11 protein-coding genes and 1 pseudogene are annotated in these 12798 nt (G+C 50.0%); 8 read left to right on the top strand and 4 right to left on the bottom strand.

The genetic code is table 11. The annotated features are described in order from the left end of the window. Positions 1–15: 15 nt before the first annotated feature. Entirely contained in the window at positions 16–1149 is a 1134-nt protein-coding gene (locus P2G85_RS04240; protein WP_275862877.1) for a glycerate kinase, read from the top strand. Positions 1150–1305: 156 nt separating this feature from the next. Here the strand turns inward: P2G85_RS04240 and P2G85_RS04245 are convergent, their stop codons facing one another. Beyond that, positions 1306–1458: a hypothetical protein gene (locus P2G85_RS04245; RefSeq protein ID WP_275862878.1), complete on the bottom strand. Its 153-nt coding sequence runs from the start codon at positions 1456–1458 to the stop codon at positions 1306–1308. Positions 1459–1746: 288 nt separating this feature from the next. On the opposite strand from P2G85_RS04245, the gene P2G85_RS04250 reads away from it, so the two are divergent. The 5 genes and pseudogenes from P2G85_RS04250 (at position 1747) to speG (ending at position 6446) form a co-directional block, all read left to right on the top strand. After that, positions 1747–2484, top strand: coding sequence for a glycosyltransferase family 2 protein (locus P2G85_RS04250; protein ID WP_275862879.1), 738 nt, complete (start codon positions 1747–1749; stop codon positions 2482–2484). Beyond that, the gene (locus P2G85_RS04255) at positions 2485–3138 is read left to right on the top strand and encodes a VTT domain-containing protein (protein WP_275862880.1); all 654 of its coding nucleotides are present in this window, start codon (positions 2485–2487) and stop codon (positions 3136–3138) included. It begins immediately after the preceding gene. A gap of 11 nt (positions 3139–3149) precedes the next feature. After that, complete coding sequence (locus P2G85_RS04260) at positions 3150–4880, top strand: glycosyltransferase family 39 protein (RefSeq protein ID WP_275862881.1); 1731 nt, start codon at positions 3150–3152, stop codon at positions 4878–4880. Then, a pseudogene (locus P2G85_RS04265) lies at positions 4877–5839 on the top strand (NAD-dependent epimerase/dehydratase family protein); the annotation flags it as partial. The gene P2G85_RS04260 and the pseudogene P2G85_RS04265, both read left to right, overlap by 4 nt. 94 nt (positions 5840–5933) lie before the next feature. Then, a complete protein-coding gene (gene speG / locus P2G85_RS04270; protein WP_275862883.1) occupies positions 5934–6446 on the top strand; it encodes a spermidine N1-acetyltransferase in 513 nt (170 codons plus the stop codon). Positions 6447–6515: 69 nt separating this feature from the next. On the opposite strand, the gene P2G85_RS04275 is transcribed toward speG, so the two are convergent. Then, the gene (locus P2G85_RS04275) at positions 6516–8672 is read right to left on the bottom strand and encodes a prolyl oligopeptidase family serine peptidase (protein ID WP_275862884.1); all 2157 of its coding nucleotides are present in this window, start codon (positions 8670–8672) and stop codon (positions 6516–6518) included. Positions 8673–9060: 388 nt separating this feature from the next. On the opposite strand from P2G85_RS04275, the gene P2G85_RS04280 reads away from it, so the two are divergent. Further along, complete coding sequence (locus tag P2G85_RS04280; protein ID WP_275862885.1) at positions 9061–9498, top strand: universal stress protein; 438 nt, start codon at positions 9061–9063, stop codon at positions 9496–9498. 282 nt (positions 9499–9780) lie between these two features. Here P2G85_RS04280 and P2G85_RS04285 read toward each other — a convergent pair whose 3' ends face one another. After that, positions 9781–10629 carry a pirin family protein gene (locus tag P2G85_RS04285; RefSeq protein ID WP_275863069.1) on the bottom strand — a complete coding sequence of 283 codons (849 nt, stop codon included), beginning with the start codon at positions 10627–10629 and terminating at the stop codon, positions 9781–9783. Positions 10630–10870: 241 nt separating this feature from the next. On the opposite strand from P2G85_RS04285, the gene P2G85_RS04290 reads away from it, so the two are divergent. Next, positions 10871–11344: a peroxiredoxin gene (locus P2G85_RS04290; RefSeq protein ID WP_275862886.1), complete on the top strand. Its 474-nt coding sequence runs from the start codon at positions 10871–10873 to the stop codon at positions 11342–11344. A gap of 56 nt (positions 11345–11400) precedes the next feature. Here P2G85_RS04290 and P2G85_RS04295 read toward each other — a convergent pair whose 3' ends face one another. Beyond that, on the bottom strand, positions 11401–12693 hold the full coding sequence (locus P2G85_RS04295) for a trypsin-like serine protease (RefSeq protein ID WP_275862887.1): 1293 nt from the start codon (positions 12691–12693) through the stop codon (positions 11401–11403). Between the last annotated feature and the right edge of the window lie 105 nt (positions 12694–12798).

Consider the following 12798-nt stretch of genomic DNA (forward strand, 5'->3'; position numbering starts at 1 on the left):
TTGCTGAGGTTGATTATGAAAATTGTTATTGCTCCTGACTCTTACAAAGAAAGCCTCACGGCGATGGAAGTCGCCAGTGCGATTGAAAAAGGCTTTAAACAAGTCCTGCCGGAAGCTGAATACATTAAACTACCCATGGCCGATGGTGGTGAAGGCACCGTTCAGTCTCTGGTCGATGCCACCAGCGGCTCGATCGTCAACTGTGATGTTACCGGTCCTTTAGGCCAGACCGTACCGGGCTTTTATGGATTACTCGGCGATGGCAACACCGTGGTGATTGAAATGGCCGCCGCATCAGGGCTTCACCTGGTGCAACCAGCGCAACGCAATCCGCTGTTGACCACCACTTACGGCACCGGCGAGCTAATCAAAGCGGCATTAAATGCCGGCGCCAGGCACATTATTGTCGGCATTGGTGGCAGTGCCACCAACGACGGTGGTATCGGTATGGCGCAAGCGCTGGGTGCGAAATTACTCGATGGCGAGGGCAACGAGCTGGGCTTTGGCGGCGGTCAGCTCGGCAAACTGGCCAGGATCGATTTGTCCGGCCTTGATGCACGCTTAAAAGAAGTACGGCTGGAGGTTGCCTGTGACGTCGATAACACGCTGTGCGGACCGAAAGGTGCGTCACAGGTCTTCGGCCCGCAGAAAGGGGCAACCGCCGAGATGGTTGCCCGGTTAGATGCCAATCTGGCTCACTATGCTGAAATCATCAAGGCTGAAACCGGCAACGACATCAAAAATCGTCCAGGTGCCGGTGCGGCGGGGGGGCTCGGAGCCGCATTAATTGGCCTGCTGAATGCCGAACTGCGACCGGGAATTGAGATCGTCATGGATGCAGTCAACTTAGCGGCAGTGGTAAACGATGCCGATTTGGTCATCACTGGCGAAGGCCGGATTGATAGCCAGACCATTCACGGCAAAACGCCGATCGGTGTTGCCCGTACCGCCAAGCGGTTTGACCTGCCGGTGATTGGCATTGCCGGAAGTCTGACCCACGACTGCGGGGTGGTGCACCAGCACGGTATCGATATGGTGTTTTCGGTGGTCAATGGCGCGGTGGATTTACCGACCGCATTAACCCAGGCAGAGGAAAACCTGATCCTGACCGCACGTAACATTGCTGCGTTGTATGCGCTGACACCTTAACCGGTTCTTTTCACCACCTTTACGCGCCTTGTGTCCCACCGGCACAAGGCGCTTTAGTATGTTCTGCCGAATCCGCTCTCAATAAAAAGACAAACACACAGATATAAAAATGGCAGCCCGAAGGCCGCCATTGAAGAAGAAGCAGGCAATTGGTCACTATGCTTTTTCAAGATCTTTTGCCGGATAGGTCAGGGTCTTGTTTTCCGCTTTTACGTGGACATAAAACCCACCACTGCTCAGGCCGGTGACCACCATTTGCTCAACAACGCTACCCTTTGTTGCTACCACTACATCATCAATTTGAAACATATCAATACCTTATCACCAGGTCGACTTGACCATAAAAACACTGACTAAATTCAATGCCACTATTTAATCTGAAATTTACTGGCCGCGCGAATCAGATATTTAATCGTATTGATAATGTTTTTTGTGGTACCCGCTCACCAGTGATTAGATGACAGAAGCAAGGAAATAATTGACCGATATTGCACTGTGTTATGCAGTTAGCTGCTTTAATTACTCTGTAAGTAATAGTTATCTGCTTTACAACCCTGCACGTAGTGAAACAACGCGTATGCGTTGAGTAGGACGATTATGAGCCCGAATTTATCGATTGTGCTGCCGGCCAAAAATGAAGAGGGGAATATTGGCCCTCTTATCAGCGAGATCTTCCATGTACTCAATCCACAGATCGAATTTGAGATCGTACTCACAGACGACGGCAGTGATGACAACACCGCTCAGGAGGCGCTCGATACCGCAACACACCTAGGTTGCCCGCTGAAGATATTGCGCCACCAGCAAAGCTGCGGTCAGAGTGCCGCCCTGCATAGCGCAATACGTCATGCCAGCGCCAGGCTGATCGCAACCATGGATGCCGACGGGCAAAACGATCCATCGGATCTGCCGGCCATGGTGGCTCAGGCCAATCAGCTTGCTGCCGAGCATTTCTGTATTGCCGGTTACCGGCAGCAACGCAGGGATTCGCGATGGATCCGTTTTCAATCCATAATCGCCAACTCGGTGCGGCAGTTTTTTCTCCGCGACGGCGTACCAGACTCAGGTTGCGGCCTGAAGGTGTTTCCTAAACAAACCTTTCTGCTGCTTCCCTATTTTGATCATATGCACCGCTTTTTACCGGCTTTAATCCGGCGCATCGAAGGTGACATTATTGTTCACCCGGTAAAACACCGGCCGCGCTGCGCCGGGCGTTCCAACTACACGCTGCGGAAACGGTTATGGGCGGGTATGGTCGATTTATGCGGCGTGATGTGGCTGCGTCGCCGAACCTGCTGGCCAGTTGTGCAACAGAAATACCCGGAAGAGCCTTAGATGAAAATTGTAAAGCTGGTACTGCTGCTCGGACTGCTGCTCGTAGTGTATATCGAATACAACAGCGAGCTTTGGCAACACATTGCCGACAAAAACTGGATCGCCGCCTATGTCGCACAATCCGGCTTTCGTGGCAGCGTGGGGTTAGTGCTGTCCGGCGCCGTGTTTATCGGTTGCGGTGGTCCGAGGCAGTTAATCGCCTTTACTTTTGGCTTTGCGTTTGGCTGGGTATCCGGCTTGCTACTGTGCTTACTGAGCACCTTAACCGGCACCGTAATCGGCTACGGGCTGGCTCACTGGTTGTTAAAGCCATCTTTCAACCGCCACTTCGCAGAACGCTTCACCCGGTTTGAGAGCTTTGTTAAAGGTGACCCTTTTCTCAAGCTACTGGCTATCCGGCTGTTTCCCATCGGCAGTAACCTGTTGACTAATCTGTTTTCCGGCGCGGCCGGCGTCCCATTTATGGCGTTTATAACCGCCTCAATTGTCGGCTATTTACCCCAGACCGTGATTTTTTCGCTGGCCGGAAGCGGAATCGGTAACGCGAGTCGTTACCAAGTGATCGTCAGTATAGTACTTGGCGCAATTAGCCTGCTACTCACGCATTTTTTGTACAAAAAGTACAAAAAACGCCACGCCGTGATTTCTCAATAGAGGAGTGCAACATGATAAAGCGATTATTTGCAGAATTTTGCAGTGACCATTACTACCGGGTGCTGTTGATACTGCTGGTGTTCGCGGTGGTGATCATTTGTGCCGGAATGGGCCTGCGCTCTCCCTGGCCTGCCGATGAACCGCGTTTTGCCGAAATCGCCAGAGAAATGGTACTGTCCGGCGACTGGTTTTTGCCAATGCGCGCCGGCGAGCTTTACCCCGACAAACCTCCGTTGTTTATGTGGGCGATCGCCTTATGCTACAAGCTGAGCGGCAACATAAACCTCGCGTTCCTCCTGCCCAACGCGCTGATGTCGCTGATCATGTTGATCTGTGTTTACGATCTCGCGGCCAAGTTGTGGAACATCAAGGTCGCGCGGTGCGCATTTTTACTCCTGATGCTGGCACCGCAGTTCATCCTCCAGTCAAAAACCGGGCAGACCGATGCGCTGGCAACAGGCTGGGTTACACTCGCGATGTACGGGCTGATACGCCACTACTATATTAAAACCAGCTGGAGCTGGTATTACCTGAGCTGGGGCTTCATGGGGCTGGGCATTCTCACCAAAGGCATTGGTTTTTTGCCGATATTTTTCCTCATCCCGGTACTGGTCCAGCAATATTGGCTAGGCGAGAAGCCCGATAAAACACGGCTGCTCAAATCCGCCGCAGGCGTCTTATGCTTAACCGCTGTGATTGCACTCTGGTTATTACCCATGATTGTGTTAACCGAAATAAACCCCCACCCAGACTACGCTGCTTATCGCGATAGCATTCTGTTTAAACAGACCAGTGAACGCTATACCAATGCCTGGACCCACATAGAGCCGTGGTACTATTACCTGATCTTTGTGATCCCGGTACTGTGGTTTCCACTGCCGCTGTTTTTCTTCCATTCAACCTGGTGGCGCACAGTCTTTCAGCACAAACTACTGTTTGGCTTATTGCTATGGGTGCTGCTGGTCGTGGTCTTCTTCAGTATCAGCCCGGGGAAACGCGGGGTATATGTGCTGCCTGCCCTGCCGATGCTGGCATTAATCTGTGCTCCCTGGGTCGCCAGCAACGCCTTAAACCTGTGGGTTGAAAAAGGGATAAAGCTGATACTATTCGGACTGAATACAGTATTTTATGTGGTTGTGCTGCTACTGCTATTCAAGCATCCGGCACTGGTAAAACACCTAGGCGAGTCCCCTGCCACCCTCTCATTTGCGCTGTTTTTTTTCGCTGTCGGCGTGGTTTGGAGTGGAATCCTGTTTAAGGCCAGAAACCAGCCTGCTTTGCATGTTCTGGGTGGAGTACTGACCGTCAGCTGGTTACTCTACAGCACGTGGGGTTACCTGCTACTCGAGCCAATCCGCACCCCCGCCAAACAAATTATGCGCAACGTCACCGCCGCCGTCGGCAACAACGGGGAACTGGGACTGGTTAATTTCAAAGAGCAGTTTTTGCTGTTTTCGAGCCTGCCGGTCACCCATTTCAGCTACCTCAGCCCGGCGCAGCAGCAGTATCGCAATGCCTGGTTGTGGATTCAGGAAGCGCCTGACCGCTATGTTCTGATGCCGCACAGTAGCCATATTGAATGTTTTCAGCCAAGCAACGCACATGTGATGGGGTTTGGACACCGAAGAACCTGGCTATTGTTTGACCGCTCCGCCACTACAGAGCGCTGTCTGGCCCCGGAGCAGAATAAACGTTATCACGTGCCGTTCAGGCCGTTTGAACAGGAGGAAGCAAAGCAATGAAATTCCTCGTTACCGGCGCAGCGGGTTTTATTGGTAGTGCCGTGGTTAAACGCCTGTGTCAGGAGGGGCATCAGGTGGTTGGCATTGATAATCTCAATGATTATTACGATGTCGGCCTGAAACTGGCCCGGCTTACGGCTATTCGCCACCCCAACTTTATTTTTAAAAAAATGTCTGTCGCCGATATGCCTCAACTTAGCCAGTTGTTTGAAGCGCAGCAATTTGAACGGGTCATCCACCTGGCGGGTCAGGCAGGTGTGCGCTACTCAATGAAAAACCCCATGGCATTTGCTGACAGCAACCTTTACGGATTTGTAGCGATTCTTGAATGTTGCCGTCAACAGCGCATCCAGCATTTGGTCTACGCCTCCTCCAGCTCTGTCTATGGCCTCAACCAGAGGTCACCATTTCATACCCAGGCAAGGGTTGATCAGCCGATGTCTCTTTATGCCGCGACCAAAAAGTCGAATGAATTAATGGCGCACAGCTACTCGCACCTGTATCAGTTACCAACCACGGGGTTGCGATTTTTCACCGTCTACGGTCCGTGGGGCAGGCCGGATATGGCGGTGTTTAAGTTCACCGAATCGATCTTAGCACGACGGCCGATTGATATTTACAACCATGGTAATATGCTGCGCGATTTTACCTTTATCGATGATGTTGTGGAATCCGTGGCCCGCATTCAGGCACTCCCCCATTCCGACCCTTCTTGCCCGTACCAGATATTTAACGTTGGCCACGGCACACCGGTAAAGCTGATCGAGATGATCGAAGCGCTGGAACAAGCGTTAGGCATCAAAGCACTCAAAAACTTGTTGCCTTCCCAGCCCGGTGACATGTATATAACCTATGCAGATACGCAAGAATTATCGGCCACTATTCAATTTTCCCCCAAGGTATGCCTAAACGAAGGAATACGCCTGTTTATCGACTGGTATCAAAGCGAATACCGAATATGGCCGGATTCTGCCGACTGTGATGAGCAGATGCGGAACGGCAAAAAATCCACATCTGCCACTCAGAGAACCTGACTCTATCTGGAGATATTTTATGAGCGACCGCCTGAAGATCCGCGCGCTGGAACGTTCGGATCTGCGTTTTATCCATAATCTTAACAACAACCGCAGCATCATGAACTACTGGTTCGAAGAGCCCTATGAATCTTATGACGAGCTGGAAGAATTATATCAAAAACACATTCACGATGATGCTGAACGGCGATTTGTGGTGGAAAATAGCGCAGGCGACTTAATTGGCCTGGTGGAGCTGATTGAAATCAACTACATCCATCGCAGTGCTGAGTTTCAAATCATCATAGCTCCAGCCTATCAAGGGCAAGGCTATGCGATGGAAATGGTCCACCGGGCACTGGACTACTCCTTCTCCATCCTAAACTTACATAAGGTGTATCTGCTGGTATCACTGGACAATAGCAAAGCCATTCACTTATACAAAAAATGTGGTTTCATTGAAGAGGGCCATCTGGTTGCAGAATACTTTATCAATGGTACCTACCACGACGTAAAGCGGATGTACATTTTGCAACACCAGTACCTTAAATGACATTTGCTGCATGCAGCGACACAAAAACGCAGCCTGTTGGCTGCGTTTTTGATATTGACGTTACCTGTGCTAAAGCTGCTCTACTCCCATATTAAAAAGAGCAAAGCTGTACACATCAGCATATTCCTCGATAACTTTACTGATTGGCGTTCCCGCCCCATGTCCCGCTTTGGTTTCAATCCGGATCAAGGTCGGATTGGTCCCCACTTGCTTGGCTTGCAACTGCGCCGCAAACTTATACGAGTGGGCCGGAACCACCCGATCATCATGGTCGCCAGTGGTCACCATAGTCGCCGGATATTCTACCCCCGGTTTCACATTGTGCACCGGTGAATAGTTCTTCAGGTATTGGAACATCTCTTTACTCTGTTCGGCAGTACCGTAATCGTATGCCCATCCCGCACCTGCGGTAAAAGTGTGGTAACGCAGCATATCCAACACACCGACTGCCGGCAGCGCAACCTGAAAGAGTTCCGGGCGCTGGGTCATGACCGCGCCAACCAGAAGGCCCCCGTTAGAGCCACCACTAATAGCCAGCTTCTGCGCCGAGGTATATTTCTTATCGATCAGGAACTCTGCAGCAGCGATAAAATCATCAAACACATTTTGTTTTTGCAACTGCGTACCCGCTTTGTGCCACTCTTTACCATATTCGCCACCACCGCGGATGTTGGCAACGGCGTAAACACCACCCAGCTCTAACCATGCGGCCCGGCTTGCGCTGAAGTAAGGGGTTAAGCTGGCATTAAAGCCACCGTAGCCATACAAAATAGTTGGCGCACTGCCATTCATGGGAGTGCCCTTTTTGTAAGTAATGATCATCGGTACTTTAGTGCCGTCTTTGGATGTATAGAACACCTGGCGGGATTCAAACTGCTCTGACTCAAATGGGGCATTCGATTTGTGGTATACCGTACTGTCACCCGTGTTGATATTCAAACGAAACTTGGTGCTGGGCACTTTGTAGTTGGTGAACGAGTAGTACACCTCCGTGTCTTCTTTTTTCCCCCAGAAACCGTAAGCGCTGCCGATATCCGGCAGTTTGATGTCACGAATCAGTTTCCCGTCCATATCGTACTGTTTGACCATGGAGAGCGCATCAACAATATAGCGGGCAAACAGTGTGCTGCCTGCGGTCGAGACGTTGAGCACATTTTCCGTTTCTGGGATTAGATCTTGCCAGTACTTCGGCTGAGGCTGACTTGCCTCTACCGTTACCACACGTTTGTTTGGCGCATCCAGATCAGTCACCAAATAGAGCGTGCTACCCCGGTTGTCGATCACCCAGGTATCTGAATCGGTATTATCCAAAATCACCTGTAATGGGCTGTTTGGCTGCATCAGATCTTTAAAAAACAGCTTATTACCCGAAGTCGAAGTGCTCGCTGAAATAAACAGGTAACGCTCATCTTCCGAGGTGTACCCACCGACATAACGATGCTTCTCCGCTTCTGTACCACCAAAAATCAGCTGGTCATCACTCTGTTTTGTGCCTAAGGTATGGAAATAGAGTTTGTGCTGATCGGTTTTTGCCGACAGCTCACTGCCTTCAGGCTTGTCGTAACTTGAATAGTAAAAACCTCTGTTACCAAGCCAGCTGATACCACTGAACTTAACATCCACCAGCGTTTCACCGACCGGCTTTTGGGTTTCGGTATCCAGGACAATCACTTTGCGCCAGTCACTGCCGCCTTCAGAAATACTGTACGCAACCAAAGAACCATCTTTGCTGAAACGCACATTGGCCAGCGAAGTGGTGCCGTCATCACTGAAGGTGTTTGGATCAAGGAACACTTCCGCCTCCCCGTCGCCTAACTGACGGTAAAGTACATCCTGATCCTGCAGGCCGTCGTTCTTATAAAAATAGGTATACTTGCCTTCTTTAAACGGCCGACTCAGTTTTTCATAATCCATCAGCCTGGTTAAACGCTGCTCAATCTGCTTGCGGTATGGGATCTGCGCAAGGTAATCTGATGTAATCAGGTTTTGCGCTTTCACCCACTTGGCCGTTTCCTCACTGCGATCATCTTCCAGCCAGCGGTAAGGATCACTGACTTTGGTACCAAAGTAATCATCAACCACTTCAACCTTTTTGGTAGACGGATACTTGAGTGCCATGTGGCTCACGTGCTGCACCAGTTGCTGCGTAGCATCACCGGCGAAAGCTACTGGCAAAACTCCAGTCAGAACAAAAGCGCTTGCCAGTGCTAAGACATTCTTTTTCATAGACTTCCTTTTTCTATTTCAGTGTGCAATGCATTTTGCATACGCACTCTACTACATATCGGATTGCTGGATCTATTCCTTTAAAAGATCTGAACGCCATCAGGAAGTCATCCTGAAACTCACACCCTGGAGGTAAAACAGAGGACCGGGATCAAATAAGCACGTACTGATAACCGGCATGATTACCCTGTAAAACGAGCATGATTTACAGTGGATAACAGGTATCAACTTGATTACAAAGGTTCTTTTGTACAGTTCCATCACCGCTTTGGCGAGAGTCGAACGAAGGTCACTAGAAATTTGAACAAATTCGGGATCTTACCTACACAATTTTCGCTCAACCCGTACTATTCTAAATATACAGTGTTATTACAATAAGGGCGTGGTTATGCAATACAAACATATCCTTGTCGCACTAGAACTGTCTGATGAGAGTACCGTGTTGATCGACAGAGCAGTGTCAATGGCAAGTACCATGGATGCCGATATCTCATTTATTCACATCGACGGCACACATGGAGAAATTTATCCAGAGCTGGCAGATATTGAAGCTGAGCCAGATCAAAGGCCACTCAACGAACATTCCATGGAGTGCCTGCGGTCCTTCAAAGAGTACATCGACTACCCACTCAGGCACTTTTTTGTTGGTACCGGTGATCTGGCTGATAAGCTGGAAACCACCATCAAAGAAAATGAAGTCGATTTGCTGATCTGCGGTCACCATCAGGATTTCTGGAGTAAAATCATTTCCTACTCTCGTCACCTGATCAATAAATCTCCTGTCGATATTTTGATCGTACCGATTTCCAGCGACATGATTCAATAACCCGCTCCAGCCCGGCGTATGATGTTCCGGGCTGTAACTTCCTCTATATTCTCTCATGCCAAGGTCCGCTTCCCCTTGGCCTCAGGCACAATAAAAAAACCACACCCTAGAGTGTGGTGAAGGCAAAAGCGGATGGCAGTGGATTATCCGTTTTGCAGCTGGGTGGGCCCAAATCTGGCCCTAATTCGGAACTGATTTAACAAGGGATAGTTTGTGCTTATATGACCGTCACATGATCCGTTCATAATATTAACTCTGCCACACGAGCATAATTGGACCCGCTTAGTAATGTTCAAATTCGCCAGCGTTATAGTCTTGAATGGCTTGCTCTATCTCTTCCGGGCTGTTCATAACAAACGGCCCGTAATGCACTACCGGCTCTTCTATCGGTTGACCGAGAAAAACCAGCACACCACTCTCTTCGTTTGCCCGCAATCTGAGCAAATTACCGTGTGACAGCAATGCCAGTTCACCTTGCTGCACTGCACGCTCACCTACAGTGATAGCGCCTCGGTAAACGTAGAACATCATGTTGTATTGTTCCGGGGTTTGAAAACTAACGTTTGCGTCGGGACGGGCGTGCCAGTCGGCAACGGTAACCGGCACGCCGGTTTCATTTAACGGACCGTTAAACACCTCACCATCACTGGAGATCTGCCCGGCCAGTACCCGCAACAAGCCAGCCCGCTCATCATGTTGTTCTGTGATGGTTTCCGGCTGGAAGTCGTGATACCGCGCCGGCGCCATTTTGAGTTTAGCCGGTTGGTTAATCCAGATCTGAAAACCGTGTAACTCACCATCCTGCATGATCGGCATTTCACTGTGGATCACCCCTCGCCCTGCCGCCATCCATTGCGCGCCACCGCTGCGCAGTTCACCAACGTTACCCATGTGGTCACGGTGCTGAAAGTGGCCTTGCAACATATAAGTCAGGGTCTCAATACCACGGTGCGGGTGAGGTGGAAAACCACCAATATAGTCTGCAGCCTGATCCGATTTGAGCTCATCTATCATAAGAAATGGCGAGAAACCGGCATGGTTAAACCCCGCGATACGACGAATCTTAACCCCATCACCATCCGAGGTAGCCCGGGCTGGTATAATTTGGCGAATGTCTCTCATAATGTTCATCATTTGCTCTCCCACTGGACTGTGATTTCATTGTAGGCGGCAGTGGATAAATGATGAGTGGCATATTTTGAGCTAATTGTTCAAAAAAGTTGAAGTTCACTCTCCTGCTGCTGCGCTACCGTGGCTGGCGCGGCAACTTGTCCCGGCTTGGACATACCCCTACATTCCGTCCGTGGTTAATCACACTTTTACCAGCTAGACTGGATTAAATCATGCCAACCATTAATAAAAGGAAGAAATTATGATCCAGCAAGGCCAGACCTTACCCGACGGCACACTGAGCGAACTGACAGCGGATGGGATGGTTAACCACCAGATCAACGAACTGTTTGCAGGAAAAAAAGTGGTACTGTTCGCGGTTCCGGGTGCTTTTACCCCGACCTGCTCTGAAGCCCACCTGCCAGGTTACGTGGTACTGGCAGACCAGATAAAAGCGAAAGGGGTGGATCTTATCGCCTGCGTATCAGTCAATGACGCCTTTGTCATGCAGGCGTGGGGGGAAGCGCAGAATGCATCGGAAATCATGATGCTGGCGGATGGTGATGCGAGCTTCACCAAAGCACTCGGGTTAGAAATGGACACCGCAGGCTTTGGCGGCATCCGTTCTCAGCGTTACGCCATGATCATCGAGGACGGGGTGGTAACGCAGCTCAACGTCGAAGCGCCGCAGAGTTTTACAGTCAGCAACGTTGAAACCATTCTGGCAGTGCTGTGATCCAAACCGCCCCGAAGTACATGCCGGGGCGGCCTACTTATGTCTGATTTTTCTACTCAGTAAAACCGCTCACGAATGAAACCCAATAACAATAAGGAAAGCAGGGTGAGCCCCTCCAACGCCCCGCCACTGTCATTGGAGTTACAGCCAAAGCTCGACTCTGAACCACCGATATTTATCGAACTTGGATCATCACACTGCTCTTCTGTAACAGGTTCCTCCCCTTCATCTGTCCCCCCGCTGTCTCCTTCATTGGTTGCTTCATCATCATTATCTTGAGCTAAGAGGAAGCCCGGTTTGCTAACCACCTCTTCTGGTGCAGATGGAGCACTCGTATAAGAGACGATCCATTGCAGATATTCGGTCAAATTGCTATACCAGGTAGGAAGCGTCACTGAGCTACAGACCGAGTTAATGATCGGTCCGGCGCTGATGACTCCGACCTGTACCCATGCGTCACCAACCTTAAGTAGCAATGGACCACCGGTATCACCAACACAGGCACCGTTACCATAAATATTATCGCCTTGCGTGATGGTTTCTGTAGGCAGTGTGCACAGTTTACTTGGATCAACCGGCGACTCTATATAGATAGGCAGCTCTTCTGCCGATTCCAGACGATTGAAACACAAATCGATCGGATAAAAGGATACCTGGGTATGTCTCACCACCGTACTGCTGTCACCGATTTTCGGATCGCCATCCCCGCCACTTCCCCAGCCGACCACGGTAACATTGGGCTCAGGATTGGCCGAATCCCAGTCCGCTCCCAAATCCGTCAAACGTTGATAACTGTCATCATCAACTAAAGACACTGCATTTAAAGGAACATAGGCATCATCTACCAATAGTTCAAAGTCTCTTTCTACATATAACAGTGCCAGATCATGTTGGTAGGCCGTCGACTCAACAGACGTCAGGCCAGTTTCATCGGTAGTTGTGGTGTGAACTGGCATGTAATCAGGGTGGATCACCACATGAGTGACCTTATATATGTCTGCAAGGGTAGCATCCTTTAAGTCCGCCAGACCTGCTGTCACCGAAATCTCTTTGGGTTTAGCCACATCATACAACGAAAAATTTTCAGTATTTACAGAATCGTTCTCAAGGCTGGCGTCTGATGCCACCAGACAGTGGGCAGCGGTCAGTACCCAACGTTTGCCAACAACCGTTCCCCCGCATACATGGTCTTCTGCAAAAATGCTCGCACGGACAGAAACCACAAAAGGAAATTCATCTTTAAACTCTTCGGGGGTCAACTCCTTTCCATTACTCTCCCCTAACACAACCGCGTACGCAGTTACACTAACCAGCAACGAGCACAAAAACAGCATCCATCTTTGCCACATAACCTCCCCCTCCCTGTTTTGGAATCGAATTAAATGGCCAAAACGGCCTAAGGGGCCGTTTTGATATCAACAAATAGAACAGATTAATATTCAATGATGAGTATA

Source organism: Vibrio sp. CAU 1672 (assembly GCF_029223195.1).
Taxonomy (GTDB): domain Bacteria; phylum Pseudomonadota; class Gammaproteobacteria; order Enterobacterales; family Vibrionaceae; genus Vibrio.